Source organism: Paenibacillus sp. FA6, from assembly GCF_051550225.1.
GTDB lineage: Bacteria > Bacillota > Bacilli > Paenibacillales > Paenibacillaceae > Paenibacillus_AQ.
Map to the genome: position 1 here is coordinate 5,520,056 of NZ_CP188820.1, position 18,537 is coordinate 5,538,592.

At 42.3% G+C, this 18,537-nt stretch carries 14 protein-coding genes; 13 read left to right on the top strand and 1 reads right to left on the bottom strand.

Annotated elements, in window-relative coordinates:
* Positions 1 to 131 precede the first annotated feature (131 nt).
* Positions 132 to 1,763 (top strand): formate--tetrahydrofolate ligase, encoded by a 1,632-nt coding sequence (locus tag ACP8HI_RS24785; RefSeq protein WP_438348769.1) that lies wholly within the window; start codon positions 132 to 134, stop codon positions 1,761 to 1,763.
* Between the two features lie 241 nt (positions 1,764 to 2,004).
* On the opposite strand, the gene ACP8HI_RS24790 is transcribed toward ACP8HI_RS24785, so the two are convergent.
* The gene (locus tag ACP8HI_RS24790; protein WP_438348770.1) at positions 2,005 to 2,712 is read right to left on the bottom strand and encodes a metal-dependent hydrolase; all 708 of its coding nucleotides are present in this window, start codon (positions 2,710 to 2,712) and stop codon (positions 2,005 to 2,007) included.
* Positions 2,713 to 3,346: 634 nt separating this feature from the next.
* On the opposite strand from ACP8HI_RS24790, the gene ACP8HI_RS24795 reads away from it, so the two are divergent.
* The 12 genes from ACP8HI_RS24795 (at position 3,347) to ACP8HI_RS24850 (ending at position 18,537) form a co-directional block, all read left to right on the top strand.
* The gene (locus tag ACP8HI_RS24795) at positions 3,347 to 4,708 is read left to right on the top strand and encodes an FAD-dependent oxidoreductase (protein ID WP_438348771.1); all 1,362 of its coding nucleotides are present in this window, start codon (positions 3,347 to 3,349) and stop codon (positions 4,706 to 4,708) included.
* A gap of 188 nt (positions 4,709 to 4,896) precedes the next feature.
* Entirely contained in the window at positions 4,897 to 5,907 is a 1,011-nt protein-coding gene (locus ACP8HI_RS24800; RefSeq protein WP_438348772.1) for a LacI family DNA-binding transcriptional regulator, read from the top strand.
* 198 nt (positions 5,908 to 6,105) lie between these two features.
* Positions 6,106 to 8,334: an amylo-alpha-1,6-glucosidase gene (locus tag ACP8HI_RS24805; RefSeq protein ID WP_438348773.1), complete on the top strand. Its 2,229-nt coding sequence runs from the start codon at positions 6,106 to 6,108 to the stop codon at positions 8,332 to 8,334.
* A gap of 26 nt (positions 8,335 to 8,360) precedes the next feature.
* Complete coding sequence (locus ACP8HI_RS24810) at positions 8,361 to 8,681, top strand: cupin domain-containing protein (protein ID WP_438348774.1); 321 nt, start codon at positions 8,361 to 8,363, stop codon at positions 8,679 to 8,681.
* A gap of 32 nt (positions 8,682 to 8,713) precedes the next feature.
* Positions 8,714 to 9,727, top strand: coding sequence for a Gfo/Idh/MocA family protein (locus ACP8HI_RS24815; protein ID WP_438348775.1), 1,014 nt, complete (start codon positions 8,714 to 8,716; stop codon positions 9,725 to 9,727).
* Between the two features lie 159 nt (positions 9,728 to 9,886).
* The gene (locus ACP8HI_RS24820) at positions 9,887 to 12,220 is read left to right on the top strand and encodes a glycoside hydrolase family 65 protein (RefSeq protein WP_438348776.1); all 2,334 of its coding nucleotides are present in this window, start codon (positions 9,887 to 9,889) and stop codon (positions 12,218 to 12,220) included.
* A gap of 23 nt (positions 12,221 to 12,243) precedes the next feature.
* A complete protein-coding gene (locus tag ACP8HI_RS24825; RefSeq protein WP_438348777.1) occupies positions 12,244 to 13,560 on the top strand; it encodes an ABC transporter substrate-binding protein in 1,317 nt (438 codons plus the stop codon).
* Between the two features lie 65 nt (positions 13,561 to 13,625).
* Positions 13,626 to 14,525, top strand: a complete 900-nt coding sequence (locus ACP8HI_RS24830; protein WP_438348778.1) for a carbohydrate ABC transporter permease — start codon at positions 13,626 to 13,628, stop codon at positions 14,523 to 14,525.
* A gap of 13 nt (positions 14,526 to 14,538) precedes the next feature.
* Positions 14,539 to 15,381, top strand: a complete 843-nt coding sequence (locus ACP8HI_RS24835) for a carbohydrate ABC transporter permease (RefSeq protein ID WP_438351981.1) — start codon at positions 14,539 to 14,541, stop codon at positions 15,379 to 15,381.
* 45 nt (positions 15,382 to 15,426) lie between these two features.
* Positions 15,427 to 16,089 carry a beta-phosphoglucomutase gene (pgmB, locus tag ACP8HI_RS24840; RefSeq protein WP_438348779.1) on the top strand — a complete coding sequence of 221 codons (663 nt, stop codon included), beginning with the start codon at positions 15,427 to 15,429 and terminating at the stop codon, positions 16,087 to 16,089.
* A gap of 263 nt (positions 16,090 to 16,352) precedes the next feature.
* Positions 16,353 to 17,456 (top strand): amidohydrolase/deacetylase family metallohydrolase, encoded by a 1,104-nt coding sequence (locus ACP8HI_RS24845; RefSeq protein ID WP_438348780.1) that lies wholly within the window; start codon positions 16,353 to 16,355, stop codon positions 17,454 to 17,456.
* Positions 17,434 to 18,537: a DgaE family pyridoxal phosphate-dependent ammonia lyase gene (locus ACP8HI_RS24850; protein WP_438348781.1), complete on the top strand. Its 1,104-nt coding sequence runs from the start codon at positions 17,434 to 17,436 to the stop codon at positions 18,535 to 18,537. The genes ACP8HI_RS24845 and ACP8HI_RS24850 overlap by 23 nt, the downstream gene beginning before the upstream one ends.

An 18,537-nucleotide genomic window follows, 5' to 3' on the forward strand; every position in this document is an offset into this window, starting at 1 on the left:
CCTTTTCTTGTACAGAATAGATGTCGATTGAGAGTTATGATATATAATATGATGAACTATTCGGTTACAATAATGTTTATGTGATTTATCAAATGAATGAGTGAAATGATTATTGGAGGTTACGGAACACCATGAAACCTATTATTGAAGTTGCCCAAGCTATGGGTATTGCAGATGACCATCTGGAACTATACGGTAAATATAAATGTAAAATAAACCCCTCACTGTGGGAAGAAGTAAAGGAACGCTCAGACGGTAAGTTAGTCCTTGTGACTGCTATGAACCCGACACCTGCAGGTGAAGGGAAGACATTGACTACGATAGGTCTAACACAGGCATTGAATGCGATAGGAGAGCCAACGATCGCTGCGCTCAGAGAGCCTTCACTAGGCCCATGTTTTGGAATGAAGGGTGGAGCAACGGGGAGTGGCAAAGCGCAGATCGTCCCGGCAGATGATATCAATCTTCATTTCACAGGGGATATTCATGCTGTGACATCGGCGCATAATTTACTATCTGCGATGATTGATAACCACCTGTTTCATGGAAATGCATTACGCTTGAATCCAGGACGGATTGTCTGGAAACGGGCTATGGATATGAATGATCGGAGCTTGCGAAGTATTGTGACGGGGCTCGGAAGTGGGAATGGGAATGCGAGAGAGGCTGGCTTTCTTATTACGACGGCTTCGGAAGTCATGGCTGTTCTTTGTCTGAGTGAGAATTTATCTGACTTAAGGAATAGACTTGGAAGGATGTTAATTGGTTATAACGAAGAGGGAGCGGCAGTGACAGCAACTCAGTTGGGTGCGGTCGAAGCGATGGTCGTTCTGCTCAAGGAAGCGATCAAGCCGAATCTTGTGCAGACATTAGAGGGTACTCCGGTGATGGTGCATGGGGGACCTTTTGCCAATATTGCTCATGGATGCAGTAGTGTAGTTGGAACCCGATTAGCTTTGAAGCTAGCTAAAATCGTTGTGACAGAGGCAGGATTTGGAGCAGATCTAGGTGCTGAGAAATTTTTTGATATCAAATGTCGTCAATCGGGTCTAATTCCGGCAGCTGCGGTGCTGGTCGTTACGGTAAAGGCACTCAAGTATAATGGGGGAGTTCCGAATAGTGAGCTAGACTATACAAATACAGAGGCACTCAAGCTAGGGCTAGTTAATATGGAAAGACATATCGAGAACCTTAGCAAATTCGGGGTTCCTGTCATGGTTGCTATTAATCAGTACGCAGAAGATGTATCTGAGGAAGTAGAACTAGTGAAAGAGCGTTGTCGTAAGCTTGGAGTAATCGTAGAGACCTCCACGGTATGGGCAGAGGGAAGTGCAGGTGGACGGAAACTGGCTGAGAAGTTGGTTGAGATTCTAGATCATCAGATGATGAACTTTGCGCCGCTCTATGATCATGAATTGGATATTCGCGCGAAGATTGAGAAGGTTGTGAAGGAGATTTATCGTGGAAAAGATGTTTCTTACTCACCAGCCGCTCTGCGAGGGCTTGCGGAGATAGATCGACTTGGATACGGGAACTTACCGGTATGTATGGCGAAGACACCGTATTCCTTCTCGGATCAACCGCGCCTACTGGGAGCCCCCGAAGGGTTTACGATCCATGTAAGAGATATCTCCTTGTCGGCTGGGGCAGGGTTTGTCGTCGTTCATACGGGGAATATCGTGACCATGCCGGGTCTTCCTAAGTCACCTGCAGCTGAGCATATCGCATTGGATGAACAGGGTGTCATTAACGGATTATTCTGAGTTTCAGATATAACGGATTATCAAGCGAATTGCGACAGGGATTAACGTTTCACCATGTAAATGAAAGGCTTATATCTTCCTAGGAAGTACCTAGAGATATAAGCCTTTTTACTTATCATATATCATATATCAGAAAGTATAAGTCTTACTCGTGATCTCAAATTCCGGATGGACAGATGAGGATAGAGTAGTTGCAGAATGAGCACTTATTTTAGAGGTAAAGGTGGGGACATCTGCGGTATTATAGATTGCCATCGCTCGAAACCTCAAGTTGTTCACCAGGAGCGAGAACTTGTCCGCGCAATCCCTTTTCCTCCAGTGAATGAACAAATGCGTGAGAATCCTGTTGAATGAGCGGGAAGGTGTTGTAATGAATAGGTACCGTAATCTTCGCGTTATACCACTCCGCAGCTTGTAGAGCATCTTCAACACCCATAGTGTATCTATCTCCGATGGGGATGAAGACCACATCAATGGCATAACGCTCTCCGAACATTTTCATATCCCCGAAGAGACTCGTGTCGCCTGCATGAAGAATCGTAAGACCTTCTGCGGATATAATATAGCCACCTGGCATCCCCGCATACATAATCCGTTGTTCATCATCTAATACGATACCTGAACTGTGAAAAGCTTGAATCATTTTTGCTTTAGCAAACCCTAGATCAATGGTACCTCCAATGTTCATGTCAATCGTTCGTACACCCTTCCAAGACATATACGTTGCGAGCTCTACATTAGCCACCACTGGAATATCATTTGCTTTGGCGATTGGTTCTGCGTCTAGAATGTGATCCATATGTGCATGTGTTAATAACACGGCATCCGTCTTAATCTCTTCTGGTGTTGTAACGGCCATTTCATTGCCCCGTAAGAAGGGATCAATAATTAGGGATTTTCCCCCTGTGAAAATTTGAATGCATGAATGTCCATGGTATTTGATTTTCATAATCTACTTCCCTTCTAATTGATGTGAGTTCAACAGTATCTATATATAATTGTACCCAATTAACAGCTAGTATAATAGGCTCCGTTGTACCTAATGGTATAATAGATTCATCTTACACAATGGAGAATTTATATGACTGAGAATGAACGTATCAATTGTATGAAATGTCAGCATTTCTATGTCACTTGGGACCCTCAATACCCTAAGGGGTGCAGAGCATTCGGATTTAAAACAAATGTAATGCCAAGCCAGACGGTTTTGTCCTCATCAGGTAAGCCGTGTATAAGTTTCGAGCCCAAAGCGAATTCTAGATTATAAGTTAATAACATAAAGTATCCTCAAATCCCGTCACACCGGGCTTAACAATCCGTCATATACAAGGTTTTGCTGTGAATGACATTTCACATTATAGATATGATAATAGTCACTGATTAAGCGCATTCCAACAGGGAATCCCCTGTTTAAGTCTTGGAAACGGCATGGCTGTTGTGAAGTCGAAAATGTGAACAATGTGAAAACTTTATCAATGTCTATTGCAATGTGAAAAATATCACACTATAATAAGGAGTATCAAGTGAAACAATTCACAACGTAACTAAAAATAGATCGCCCCATTTTGGAGGAGGAATAAATAATGAAAGTAGTAGTCGTAGGATGTACACATGCCGGAACCGCAGCCATTGTAAACACCGCTCAATTATACCCAGAAGCTGAAATCACCGTATATGAGCGTAATGATAATATATCTTTCTTGTCGTGTGGAATAGCGTTATATGTAGGTGGTGTCGTGAAAGATCCACATGGACTGTTCTACTCTTCTCCAGATCAATTAGCCGCACTTGGAGTGAATACCAATATGCGTCATGAAGTGACAGCCATAGATACGGATAATAAGAAACTCACAGTACTCAACTTGGTCAGTGGTGAACAATTTGAAGATACTTACGATAAATTAATTGTGACGACGGGATCATGGCCAATTATTCCGAAGCTTGAAGGAATTGAATTGGACAATATCTTACTTTGCAAAAATTATAACCACTCGAACACAATTATCGAAAAGGCAAGTCAAGTTAAACGTATAACGGTTGTTGGCGCAGGTTACATTGGAGTCGAGCTCGTAGAAGCATTTCAAATGAATGGTAAAGAAGTGACGTTGATCGACGGTGTCGACCGTATTCTTAACAAATATTTGGATCCTGAATTCACGGATGCTATTCAAGAGACGCTTCAGAATAAAGGGATTAAGCTGGCACTGAACCAGACCGTAACCTCTTTCGAAGGAACGAATGGTCATGTGAATAAAGTCATTACAACGCAAGGGGAATATGAAACAGACCTTGTCATCCTGTGCATAGGCTTCCGTCCAAATACGGAGTTGCTGAAAGGGCAAGTGGATATGCTTCCAAACGGTGCGATCGTCGTTGATGACTATATGCAGACGAGCAAGAAGGACGTCTTCGCCGCGGGAGATAGTTGTGCGATTCATTACAACCCAACGGGTAAGAGTGCCTATATACCACTAGCTACGAATGCTGTACGGATGGGGACGCTTGTTGCACGCAACTTGATGGCACAGACCATTCCTTATATGGGAACACAGGGTACATCCGGTATCAAAATTTACGAAGATAACATCGCGGCTACAGGATTGACGGAATTAGCTGCCAAAGAAGAAGGTTTGCAGGTAGAGACTGTGAGCATAACCGATCATTACCGTCCGGATTTCATGCCGAATGCAGAGAGTGTAACCTTGAAGGTTGTATTTGAAAAGGATTCGCGTCGCATTCTAGGTGCCCAACTCATGTCGAAAGTGGATCTGACACAATCGATTAATACGATCTCGGTATGCATTCAGAACCGAATGACCGTTGATCAGCTTGGATTTATAGATTTCTTCTTCCAACCGCACTATAACAAGCCTTGGAATTTCTTGAACACCGCGGGTTTACAGGCATTGCCTGCTATCGCTAAGAAAGAGGCTACTTTAGTTTAAGAGTTGTGTGATATCTATATTAAAAGATTGATACTATATAAACAGTAAGCCAAAGGGACTGCCCTGGGCTTACTGTTTTTTGTTTCGTTTAGTCTCTGATTCCCTTCGATATCTTAATTTCCAAAGTATAAACTAACTTGACAGGAAAACGCTGTCTTGCTATGGTGTGAATACGGTGGTGGTAATGAGTGGTAACTATAAAAGATGTTGCTAAAGCAGCAAAAGTATCAGTCACAGTAGTATCGAAATCAATGAACGGCTATCCCGATGTGAATGAGCTAACTCGGCGTAAAGTGTTGAGAATAGCTGAGGAACTGAATTATACACCGAATATGATAGCCAAGAACTTAAAGCAAAAAGTTACGAAATCGATTGCGCTGATCTTTTCGAATTTTGAACATGCGAATGGAAAAGATGGGGTACTGTTTCAAATTATGAGTGGAATTTTTGCAGCTGCTGAGGAGTACAAATATGAGGTTGCTATTTATACACGAAGCTTGTCTGAGCAGCAGAACAAGTCATATTGGAAATTTTGCAAAGATCATAGAATATCATGTGCAGTTGTTACAGGATTAAAAACGTCAGACCCTTATTTCCAAGAAATTGTAAATAGCGACTTTCCTTGTGTTGTACTTGATGCTGATTTAGCGAGTGAGCATACGGGCTCCGTATCGACTGATAATGTAAATGCAGCTAAATCGGCTGTTGAATTTCTGATTTCCAACAATCATCGAAGAATAGGTATGATCAACGGTCACGAATTTGCAGTGGTCAGTCGTCAACGATTAGAAGGTTATAAAGCAGCATTAGAGCAACACGGAATTGAATACGATCCATCTATTGTTATGAATTCGGATTACTTGGAAGAATCAGTATATGCGTTGGCGGAGTCTTATTTGCAGGGCTGCCCTGATGTAACTGCAATTTTTTTCGCGAGTGATTTAATGGCCATAGGTTTTATGAATCGTTGTCGCGAAATCGGCGTTCGTATCCCGGAGGATATTTCAATTATTGGTTTTGATGATATTGTCATATCAAGCTATACAACACCTAAGTTATCAACAGTTCGTCAGAATTTCCATAAGCTTGCGTATCAAGCATCCAAGCATGTCATTAATATTTTGGAAAAAGATGAAAAAGGGAAGAGTATAATGATGCCCTTTAAGATAGTTGACAGAGAGACTATAAAGAAATTATAATCTAAGGGAAAGCGGTTTCAAAATTGTTTTTTAAGCTTTATTATAGAAACTTCTATTTTTTATCAATTTTCGAAATCGGTTTCAGTGATCAAAAGGTTAACTTTTATCACGAATGATCATAACTCCAAAGAAGGGATATTTGTATTCAGCGAATGGCTAGTTAAACAGCACATGAGGAAGAAAAGGAGGATTTATCTTATGTACAACAAAAGCAATCAACCAACAACATCGATGCAACAAGCGCATAGCAAGCACCCTTTTAACGTATATCTGACAGCTGGAGAATATTTGAAAGCGATTGGGACACAAGACGGTTATTTCCCTGACTTCGGACATCATATTGCCAATGAAATGGGAGGCGTATGGTTACACCCGATTAAGTTATTGGACGGGTTCTGGCTTCGAGTGACCGACCTAGATCGCAACATATCGGTTTGGTCGAAAGCAGATGAGTATATAGCTCATCCGTGGGGGAATGCATTCCGTTATGATCATGGCTTAGGTCATATTCCTGTATCTATCGAACGGACTCAATTTGCTCCGGAATTAGAGAAAGGGTTAGTAACCCATTACGACATACACAATTATGCCAAAGGCCCAACTCGCTTGAAGCTAGAGCTGGTAGCTCGCACGGACTTACGTCCTGTCTGGTTCTCCGATGAGATCGGGATTCACGATGGAGCACAAGATATGGTTGAGGCGAGAACGAGTCGCTTAATGTATGCCAAGGACTGCGACCATGAGTGGCACGCGATGATCGGTACAGATTTGCCAGGTGAGAGTTATGAGATTGGCGAACAATTATTCGGTCCGGAATTCACAAGCGGCAATGGCTGCGGAATGAAATTCGAAACGACAGTCACACTAGAACAGAATGAACGACTTTCCTTCCACTTATTTGTAGCAGGCTCTTATGAATCACAACAAGAGTGTGAGCAATCATACAACACGATTGTTGACCATCACGAGCGATTGCTATTGGAGAAGAAATCAGAGTATGAAGCCATTCGTAACCGTTCAGATTTAACGATCGAAGGGGAATCGCTGTTCAACGATATTTTTGCGTGGGTAAAGTGGAATAATCAGTGGTTAGTACAAAAGGTAGATGGGATTGGTCGAGGATTAACGGCAGGAAGTCCGCATTATCCATGGTGGTTCGGTTGTGATAATTCTTATTCTTTACAAGGTGTGCTTGCGATTGGCGATCATGAACTGGCTAAAGATACGATGCGGATATTGCTGGATAACTCGAAACGTCATAACGGTAACGGTCGAATTGTTCACGAGATTACAACGATGGGTGCTGTATCGAATCCAGGGAACACACAGGAAACAGCGCATTATATTTGTATGGTATGGGATCTGTATCGTTGGACGGGTGATAAAGAAATACTTCAAGAGAACTATGAGTATTGTATGAAGGGTATGGACTGGCTGTTACAAGAAATGGATCACGATGGAGATTTATTCCCTTCAGGATATGGCATTATTGAAATTGCCGGCTTGAATATGGAACTGATTGATTCTGCGGTGTACACAGCCAAGGCGATGCAATCGCTCGTTCAAATGAGTCTTGAGATGGGTGAGTCGGAGAAGGCTTCCTTCTATGAACAACTTGCAGAAAGAACCATTGAAGCGATTAATACAACCTTTTGGAATGAGGAACAACAGCTTTATGCTGATGCAGTAGCGCCCAAGAAAGACGTTCTCTCCAAGGCTGAGTATCTTGTATCGATGGCTGAAGGGAATGGGATTGAAGGGTATCGGGAATATCTTGAGCAACAACTTGATCGGGTACAGGACGAAGATGTGGATCAAGGCTGGTTAATCAACAAGAACTGGGTTATATCAACGCCTATGGAGGCAGGGATTGCCGATCGTGATAAGGGAGAAAGTGCGATTCGCCATATGCGGAATGCGGACTTCATCGGTGAGTATGGATCCTATTTGTCAGGAACCTTCCAACAAGGGACCATGACCATTAGTACAGGTGTTCATGCGGTAGCGGAGGCGATGTATGGGGATGTTGATGCGGCTCTCGATTTATTGCGCAGGATGAATGGGTCTTTCTCGAAAGTATTGCCGGGTTCTATGAGTGAAATGTCTCCAGATTATGGCTGTGTGGTACAGGCTTGGACGGTGTATGCGTTGATGGTACCAACCATTGTGCATTTTATCGGTGTTCAACCGGAAGCACATCATCGTAAAGTAACGATTGCACCAAACATTCCGACAGATTGGCATGGTAAATCGATTCAGTTGAATCGTCTTCGCATCGGCGATGAGTGGTTGGATATTCTTCTCAAAGTGGAAAAGGGGCAACTTGCTATTACGGTGAAGAATGAATCTGAATTGGATATTCATATCGTATGGAATGGGAATAAGCATCAATCTAGCGACGCAGTCATTGAAATAACGATGAATTAGTTAACCACAATAAGGGGGTGCTATTAATGCCAGTTATTCAATCTCACCATCAACCAAGAGAGAGTTTCCCAGCTTGGAGTGAAGTAGGTCAATATGGAATCAACACGCTTACCGTCGGACAAGAAGTTGAACTCCACTATCATGATTGCAATGAATATTGGATCATTGTTAGTGGTAGAGGAATATGTACGACCGAAGGTGATACGTATGAAATTGGTCCGGGAGATATGGTTTTAACTAAACAAGAGGATGAGCATTCGCTTGTCGTAACGGAAGAAATGGTTGCCGTCTATATTTATGGGATCATGGAAGAGGGCGCCAGAATCGGTCATCTACATCGGAGCTGAAATCATCTTTTACAGTTTGGGAGGGTCACTTTATGGTATACAAGCTAATTCAAGTCGGTTTAGGAGCCCATGGTATGGGTATTACCGAGAATGTCATCGTACCATCAACAGACTTCTCATTGGTGGGTCTTGTGGATATTGATTCCGAGAGGGTCAAACAATGTGCGGAAGAGTTTGGGGTTCCAACTGAGGGATGCTTTACGGATTATGAGAAGGCATTCGAGACATTAGAAGCGGATGCGGTTTTCATTGCGGTTATTTCCCCGCTTCATTATGCGATTTGTAAAAGTGCTCTAGACCATGGCCTTCATGTAATGATTGAGAAGCCATTTACAGTTACGATGGAAGAAGCGAAGGAACTTACGGCACTAGCTAAGCTGAATAATTTAAAAATTACAGTCAACCAGAACTATAGATATTTTCCAACCGTATTAACGGCAAAAGATGCTATTGATAGTCATTCACTTGGGAGACCGTTATTCGCTAATGTCCAGTTCTATTTCTACCATGATGGGAAGCCATATCAACGACAGATGGAAAATTATATGTTGATGGAAATGGCAGTACATCATATCGATATGATTCGTTATTTGTTCAGTAGAAATATAGTCAGCGTATTAGGGAAAACCTGGAATGTGCCTGATAGTGGCTATGTTGGAGATCCGAATGTTCAGGCTGTTTATGAGCTAGAGAATGGAATCTCAGTATTTTATATCGGTAGCTTACTTAGTAAAGGTCAGGCAACGCCTTGGGAGAGTTCGTGGCGGATTCAATGCGAGAATGGGTCGATCCATATCGATGATCTAGGGCAAGGTCATGGCGTGTATGTTGTGGACGATCGTGGATCGTTAAGCAAGCTGGATTTATTACAGCCCGAGAAAGAGTCCGTGGATGCTGTATTAGCTGAGTTTGCGGCGGCAATCCGTGAGAATCGCGAGTCATACTTATCAGCAGAGGATAATCTGCAGACGATGGCAGCTTTAATCGCAACAAGTATTTCTTCCAAAGATCATAGGTCAGTACAACTTGCATCTTTGTTAGAATAAGAAAAAGATTCATCAATAAAACATTGACAACTGAAACGATGCGTGATATATTTTCTGTGAAAGCGGTTGCAACCCCGGTTTAATATTTTTTAAGCTAATTCGAAATCGGTTTCATACAAGAGGTTTATATCACACACGACTTCGGATGAAGGAGAACATATGCTTAATTACAATAAGGTATTATCAGAATCGTTGGAGAACTGGGCATTTAGTGAGGATAGATTCGAACCCCTACTTTTAGGGAAATGCGAATCTATTATGTCACTGGGGAACGGATATATGGGGCTTCGCTCGGCAACAGAAGAATCCTATATCGGAGAGGTTCGCAATTTGTTCATAAGTGGTACTTTTAATAAATTTGATGACACTGAGGTAACAGAACTTCCGAATGTAGCCGATGTGACTAGATTAGATTTATTCGTTGATGGTCAGCGATTTTCAATGGAGAGAGGTAGCGTAGAGGAATACTCACGATCACTTGATCTACGTCATGCAGAGCTTGTAAGAACATTCATTTGGGAGAATGAAGATGGTAAAAGAATGCGCTTCACATTCCGTCGATTCGTATCACTACACCAAGTTCATTTGATTGGCATGAAGCTAGAAGTGACGCCTTTGAATGGGGACATTGACTTTACCGTAAGCTCTGGGATTAATGCACAACTATCTAACTCAGGAAGCCAACATTTTCATGAGGGTGAGAAGCGAATCTTTGATAAGAAGTATATGCAACTTAACCAGACTACGACGGAATCGAAGATAGACTTCGTAGTACATGCAAGTCATCGTTTTCTGAGCGATGGAAAGAGCATCAAATTATCTCCAGTGATGGGCATCGAGCGTCGGAAAGTCGCAATGACGTACACGCATACCATTCGAAATGGTGAGACCTTCACATTGGAGAAAGTAAGCAACATCCATACGAGCCGAGACAAAGAGCACGATGGAGTGTATGCGATGTCAACAATGAAGGACAAGGCGTTCAAGGAGCTAAAGGAAGCTGACGAGCTAGGATATGACGCTTTGTTCGACCTTCATAAGCAAGAATGGGATAACAAATGGAAGCAGTATGAGATTGAAGTGGACTCTGAACATGCATTCGATATTCTCGCTATACGATTTGCCATCTACCACCTAGTTGTCATGACTCCCGCTCATGATCATCGTATGGGCATTGGGGCGAAAGGGTTGAGTGGAGAAGGATATAAAGGTCACTCCTTCTGGGATACGGAAATATTCATTCTTCCATTCTACATTTACACGAATCCAGAAGTTGCGCGGTCATTGCTTGAGTTCCGCTATCTTGGATTACAAGGTGCGAGACAGAAAGCGAAGGAGAATGGTTTTGAAGGTGCCATGTATCCATGGGAAGTTGCTTGGCCGACAGATGGTGAAGTAACTCCAGTATGGGGGGAGGTTGATGTCCTAACAGGCTTACAGACGAAGATCTGGTCCGGATTCATAGAGCAGCATATTACTTCGGATATTATTTATGCGGTATGGCATTACTACAAAGCAACAGGGGATCAAGACTTCATGGACCGTTACGGATATGAAATGGTATTTGATACCGCAACATTCTGGGCAAGTCGTTTAGAGTGGGATGAGGCATCGGGACAGTATCATATTAATGAAGTTATTGGACCGGATGAGTACAAAGAGCATGTTGATAACAATGCATTTACGAATTACATGGCACATTTCAATATGGCCCTGGCGATCCAATATTTTGACGAGTTGAAGGGTACTAAGCCGGAACTATTGGAACCAATGTCCGAAAGGTTGAATCTAGCAACAGCCTACCAAGCATGGACAGATAAGTTGGATAGAATATACTTGCCACAGCCGAATGAAGATAATATTGTGCCACAAGATGATACGTATCTTGAATTAGAAACGATTGATTTGACGAAGTATAAGCAGCAAAAGAAGATTGGTAGTCTTTTCTTAGAATACAGCTTAGATCAAGTCAACAAACTACAAGTTTCCAAACAAGCGGATATTATGATGTTATTCTTCCTGTTAGAGGATAAATTCTCACCAGAAGTGAAGAAAGCAAACTATGATTATTATGAACCAAAGACATTACATGATTCTTCGTTATCCTTATCAACGCACAGCATCTTGGCTGGGGACTTCGGGGAGAACGATTTGGCATATGAGCTATTCAGAAAAGCAACTGAAATTGATCTTGGACCTAATATGCATTCTTCTAACGCGGGAATTCACACCGCATCGATCGGTGGAATATGGGAATGTGTCGTGATGGGATTCGCTGGTCTAAGAATGTTGGATGGTCAGCTGCATCTGAATCCGAAGTTACCGAAGTCGTGGAAGAAGTTGAAATTCCCTCTATATTTGCAGGGAGTTCGTATGGATGTAAACTTGGCGCATGATTCCTTGGATATTGTATCTTCAAGTGAACAACAAATGGAACTTATTATTCAAGGTCACAAAGTCGTTTTCCATAAAGAAATAAGCATACAACTTTAAGCAAACCAGGGAGGTCTTTAAAGATGAAGAAATGGACACTTTTATTAGTAATGATGATGATGACAACAATGGTATTATCGGCTTGTTCAAGTGGTGGTAATGACAATAAGAAAAAGGAAGAGGGTCAAGTCCCACCAAGTGAAAAAGAAGAGGTCGTTGAGTTGAAATTTACGGTATGGGGTGATTTGACTACAGGTTCCGTGGAACAACAACTGGCCGATGAGTTCAATGCAGCTCATAAGAATATTAATGTTAAATTTGAGCCGATTCCAGGCGATGGTTACGGCACGAAGCTAACGACTTCCCTTGCAGCTGGACAAGCACCAGACGTGTTCTTAATTGGAGAAGGCGATTTCTACAAATATGTCGATAAAGGTGTTGTTGAGCCTTTAGATTCTTATGTCGAAGCGGACAGTTCCTTCGACACAGCCATATTCCAACAAGATTTATTGGAGATGGGACGTATTCATGGAAAACTAAGCTATCTACCTAAAGATTTCAACCCATTGTCTCTTTGGTACAACAAAAAGTTGTTTGATGCTGAGGGCATGGAATACCCGAATGCTGACTGGACTTGGACAGATTTGAACGAAGCAGCCAAAAAGTTGACTAAGAAAGATGACAAAGGTAAATATACGCAATTTGGTTATAACGCGACGAAATGGGAATATCCAATCTTCACGTACCTATGGTCCAATGGTACCGATATTACAAATGAGGATGGAACCAAAGCAGATGGGTTTATGAACAGTGATAAGACGATTGCTGCTATGGAGAAATACGTAGCGATGTCCAAAGGTGAGGAAAAAGTATCACCAACTCCACAAGATGCTGAAACATTAGGTGGCGACGGTTCGATGTTCATGACAGACAAGCTAGCGATGATGGTGAATGGTCGCTGGACGAAGTACGATTTGGACCGCTCGGATGTTAACTATGGTACGAGCCTGATTCCACAAGGTGAGAATGGAGAACGTGGAGGCATTATTGCGGCAGCTGGTTGGGCGATTAATGCGAATGGTAAGCATAAGGCTGAGGCATATGAGCTTGTGAAATGGTTGTCTGGTAAGGAAGCACAAATATTACGTTCTGAGAAGGGTACAGTACTTCCTGCAACGATTGCTGAACTTGATCAAGTAAAGGCAACAGAAGTAGCTGATCAGCCAATCATCGAAATGATGGAATATTCTAAAAAACCAGTAACGATGATTTCTTCAAATGGTCCGATCTTCGTAGAAGAGTTCAACAAGGCAATGGAGAAAATCCTACTTGATAAATCTTCGGTTCGTGATGCATTGAACGAAGCTGCCAAAGCGGTGGATAGTACTATCAACAAGTAAGTCATAATAAGAGTGTGAAGCTAGAATTGTTCTGGCTTCACATCTCTATTTTCAAGGAGGTCTCTATGAAGCGCAAATTCCGTTCAGAGAAAACCGGGTATTTATTTATACTACCGTGGTTTATAGGACTGTTAATATTTACGATCGGGCCAATGATCTTTTCACTAATATTGTCTTTTAGTAAATGGGACATTATTACAGGAATTGATTCCATTCAATTTGTAGGTTTGGAGAACTTCGTGAATATTTTTCACGACGAACTATTTTATCAATCACTAAAAGTAACATTCATATTTGCTCTCGTGTCGGTACCTTTGTACCAGATCATTGCCATACTTGTTGCGATGTTGTTGAACATGCGTACACGTGGTATGAAATTTTTTAGACTCATATTTTTTATGCCATCGGTCATTCCAGCTGTTGCGGTATCGATGATGTGGCTTATGATTCTGAACCCAGAATACGGAATATTGAATCGTGCCCTAGACTTGTTCGGTATTATCGGTCCGGCATGGCTACAAGATCCTGATTATGCACTAAGTGCATTGATGGTCATGGGGATTTGGGGTGTTGGGAATACGATTATTATATATTTGTCAGGACTGCAAGGGGTTCCAGAAGAACTGTATGAGGCTGCCGACTTGGATGGAGCAGGTGTTGTGAAGAGGTTCCTTAATATTACTGTTCCCATGATATCACCCACAATTTTCTTCAATTTAATTATGGGGATTATTGGTGGTTTTCAATATTTCACACAGGCATTTGTTATGACGAATGGTGGACCTTTAAATTCAACGTTATTCTATAATCTCTTCTTGTATAACAAGGCATTTGTGAGCTACGAGATGGGTTATGCTTCAGCGTTGTCATGGATTTTATTCGGAATAATTATGGTATTTACGCTTATCGTAATTAGAAGTTCGTCGGCTTGGGTTTATTATAATGGCGATGATGAAAAGGATTGAGGAGGATTGAATGATGAATTTACAAATGTCTTTAAAAAAGAACATGGGGAAGATAATCGCTCTCCTCATCCTAATTGGCGGATCACTTATCGTATTAGTGCCACTGTTATGGACGTTTTCAACCTCATTGAAGACGCCTGCGGAAGTGTTCGCTGATAACTTTTTTCCAAAAGTATGGAAATGGGGTAACTATAGCGATGCGATCAATGCGATTCCGTTCTTCACTTTCTTGAAGAACACGTTATTGATTCTTTTTCCAGTGTTAATCGGTACGGTATTCTCCTCTGCATTGTGTGCATATGGGTTTGCGCGGTTTAAATTCAGAGGTAAAAATGGGCTATTCTTGCTCTTACTTGCAACGATGATGCTCCCGGGTCAAGTTACGATGATTCCAATGTTTATTATGTTCAAAGAAATAGGTTGGGTGGATACATTCCTACCTTTAATTATTCCAGCATTTTTTGGTGGTGGGGCATTTAACATCTTCCTGATACGCCAATTTATGCGCGGTATTCCAAGAGATTTGGATGAAGCAGCATTTATGGATGGCGCGAACAGATGGCAAATATTCTTGAAAGTCATGCTTCCATTAAGTAAACCACCATTGGTTGCGGTCGCTATTTTCACATTTATGGGTGTGTGGAACGATTTCCAAGGACCATTAATTTATTTGAACACAACAGACAAGTACACGCTTGCTCTAGGTTTGTCGATGTTTAAAGGAATGTACAATATTGAATGGAATATGCTCATGGCAGCAACTATTCTGATTATGCTTCCCGTATTAATTGTATTCTTCGTTGCGCAGAAGCACTTTATTGAGGGGATTTCCATCTCATCAGCAATGAAGGGGTAAACGAAGTCGTCATGTAATAAGACAGATATATAGGGAGAGAATACGATGATCGTTAAAGCTGTTTTGTTCGATTTGGACGGAGTGATTACGGATACAGCGGAATACCACTATATTGCCTGGAAGCAACTCGCGGAGCAATTAGATATCGAAATGGACAAAGAATTTAACGAGCGGCTGAAAGGTGTTAGCCGAATGGAATCATTGGAACGTATTTTGATCCATGCTAATCGCCAGAATGATTTCACTTTAGCAGAAAAAACGGATCTAGCAACACAAAAGAATACGGAATATGTAAAATTACTGGATAACGTAACGCCTGCAGATGTATATGCGGGTATTCTTGAACTTCTAGTGGAACTGAAAACAGCCGATGTGCGCGCGGTCGTTGCATCAGCAAGTAAAAATGCACCTCAAATTTTACGATCATTAGAATTGACGGAATACTTTGATTATGTTGTGGATCCAGATGAAGTTGAACACGGCAAGCCAGCGCCAGATATTTTCTTGCGCGGCGCGGAAGTTGTAGGGGTAACTCCGGAATATTGCATTGGCATCGAAGATGCCCAAGCAGGTATCGAAGCTATCAAATCAGCTCATATGTTCGCTGTTGGAATTGGTCAGGAAGAAATTCTGAAACCTTCGGGTGCGGATATTGTATTACCTTCTACAGAAACGTTGACATGGTCCTTCCTGCAGACGTTAGGCTAATACTTCCGTATATTCGATTATGAGTGAATAGTCCATCTAAACTTATTCGACCCTCCAGGTTAACAATGCAAGAGGCATCCAATGTGATGAACTTAGCATAGTTACCTGGAGGGTCTTTTTCATCTAAACATTATAACGTTATATTCACCTAATCGATATTTTATGATATGGTTACATTATGAATTCATTATTGTCCAGTGTGATTGAATGATGAACAAGTTGTGTAGTTAGAATATGACGCATTAAAGGAGGAACCGGAGTAAGTGAAAAAACGATTGGTGCTACAGAATGTGAAGACTGTGGATGAACAACTAAATGATATCGTCATTGAGGACGGAATCATTGTTGAGATTGCGCAGGCAGGTGCAGCAGAGGGGGAGCATAGTTATAATTGCTCGGATTTATACGTCTCTAGTGGCTGGATTGATTTGCATGTGCATGCTTTTCCAGCATTTGATCCCTATGGTGACGAGATTGATGAGATTGGCGTGAAGCAAGGTGTTACAACTATCGTCGATGCGGGTAGTTGTGGTGCGGACCAAATAGCAGATTTGCGTACCAGTGCTGAGCAGGCAAGGACGAATGTGTTCGCATTTCTTAACATTTCACGCATTGGCTTGAAGCGGGTGGATGAGCTGTCTAATCTCGATTGGATTGATATGGAACAAGCGGTCCAAGCGGCACATGATCATAAAGGTTTTGTAGTCGGGCTAAAGGCACGTATAAGTCAAAGCGTGGTTAAAGACAACGGTATACAACCCTTACGACTGGCACGGATCTTATCTTATAAGACGTTGTTACCCCTTATGGTTCATATTGGTTCAGCGCCCCCTGATATCGAGGAAGTGCTGGCCTTGTTGGAGAAGAATGATATTGTTACACACTATCTAAATGGCAAATCGAATAATTTGTTTGATAGTGAGGAAGGGAATCCTTTGCAAGTGCTACTGGATGCCTTGGATAGAGGGGTTCATCTTGATGTCGGACATGGAACAGCCAGTTTCTCATTCAAGGTAGCGGAAATGGCGAAGCGTCACGGTATCCAATTAAACACGATCAGTACCGACATTTACCGTCGTAACCGGTTGGATGGACCGGTCTATAGTATGGCAAGTGTCATGTCCAAATTTCTATACTTGGGATACAGTCTCGAAGAGGTCGTGACCGCAGTTACCCGCAATGCCGCGGCTTGGCTAAACAAGCCAGAACTAGGTCGGATTCAAGTTGGGGATTTCGCCAATTTGACGCTATTTGCAGTAAAGCAAGGGCATGTTACGCTAACCGATTCTGAGGATGAGCAGAGAGTGGCAGATCGTTATATTGAAGCTAAAGGGGTAGTTGTCAATGGATCATTTATTACATGCTAAATATGGATTGAAGCGGGTCATTAATGCGAGTGGACGAATGAGTATTCTAGGTGTCTCTGCACCGACAGATACAGTGATGGACGCTATGAAGCAAGGCGGACAGCAGTACGTAGAAATAGCGGATTTGGTCAATAAAGCAGGGGACTATATCGCAAATATTTTAGGATCTGAATCAGCAGTGGTAGTTAACTCAGCATCGAGCGGTATTGCTCTGTCTGTTGCAGCCATCGTGACAGAAGGTCATCAGCGCAGAAGCGAACGACTCCATCAAGAACAAATCGCGAAAAGTGAGATTATCATGCTGAAAGGTCATAATGTGCAATATGGAGCTCCTGTCGAGACGATGGTTTATTTGGGAGGCGGCAAACTCATTGAGGTGGGTTACGCTAACGAGGGGCGTGGAGTGCATATCGAAGAGGCCATTTCAGATAATACAGCTGCGATTTTGTATGTGAAATCGCATCACTGTGTACAGAAGAACATGATTTCTTTGGAGGAGACTTGGGAGATTGCACAGCGCTGTGGCATTCCGCTCATTGTTGATGCTGCCGCTGAAGAGGATATTCTCAAGTATGTCAAATACTCTGATCTTGCTATTTACAGCGGCTCTAAAGCGATTGAGGGGCCAACATCAGGAATTGTGGGTGGTAAACGCCGCTACATAGATTGGGTTAAGCAACAGCTCCATGGGATAGGACGCAGCATGAAAGTCGGTAAGGAAACGACCTTTGGGCTGCTACAGGCACTTGACGAGTATATGAATAAGCCAGATAAAAGTGAGCAGGAACGAGAACTATTGCAGTCTCTGACACCATTGTCAGACTTACCTGGCATACGGATCACGATTGTGCAGGATGAAGCGGGAAGAGCGATCTATCGCGGACGTGTGCATATCGATTCGGAAGTAGTGGGTTCAACTGCAATAGCGGTGAATGATGGGCTGCGTGAGGGGGACATTGCGGTGTATACCCGTGATTATGGCGTGCGGCAAGGTTACTTCGACATTGATCCACGTTCTCTGCAAGGAGACGACATGCAAGTGATTGTAAGAAGAATAAGAGAAATGGTAGGTGGCAAATAA

Excerpts from the sequence above, each read along its gene's own strand:
- ACP8HI_RS24820 (WP_438348776.1), top strand. The coding sequence starts at position 9,887 with ATGCTTAATTACAATAAGGTATTATCAGAATCGTTGGAGAACTGGGCA.
- ACP8HI_RS24835 (WP_438351981.1), top strand. The coding sequence starts at position 14,539 with ATGAATTTACAAATGTCTTTAAAAAAGAACATGGGGAAGATAATCGCT.
- ACP8HI_RS24805 (WP_438348773.1), top strand. The coding sequence starts at position 6,106 with ATGTACAACAAAAGCAATCAACCAACAACATCGATGCAACAAGCGCAT.
- ACP8HI_RS24790 (WP_438348770.1), bottom strand. The coding sequence starts at position 2,712 with ATGAAAATCAAATACCATGGACATTCATGCATTCAAATTTTCACAGGG.
- ACP8HI_RS24795 (WP_438348771.1), top strand. The coding sequence starts at position 3,347 with ATGAAAGTAGTAGTCGTAGGATGTACACATGCCGGAACCGCAGCCATT.
- ACP8HI_RS24785 (WP_438348769.1), top strand. The coding sequence starts at position 132 with ATGAAACCTATTATTGAAGTTGCCCAAGCTATGGGTATTGCAGATGAC.
- ACP8HI_RS24830 (WP_438348778.1), top strand. The coding sequence starts at position 13,626 with ATGAAGCGCAAATTCCGTTCAGAGAAAACCGGGTATTTATTTATACTA.
- ACP8HI_RS24815 (WP_438348775.1), top strand. The coding sequence starts at position 8,714 with ATGGTATACAAGCTAATTCAAGTCGGTTTAGGAGCCCATGGTATGGGT.
- ACP8HI_RS24850 (WP_438348781.1), top strand. The coding sequence starts at position 17,434 with ATGGATCATTTATTACATGCTAAATATGGATTGAAGCGGGTCATTAAT.
- ACP8HI_RS24810 (WP_438348774.1), top strand. The coding sequence starts at position 8,361 with ATGCCAGTTATTCAATCTCACCATCAACCAAGAGAGAGTTTCCCAGCT.
- ACP8HI_RS24825 (WP_438348777.1), top strand. The coding sequence starts at position 12,244 with ATGAAGAAATGGACACTTTTATTAGTAATGATGATGATGACAACAATG.
- pgmB (WP_438348779.1), top strand. The coding sequence starts at position 15,427 with ATGATCGTTAAAGCTGTTTTGTTCGATTTGGACGGAGTGATTACGGAT.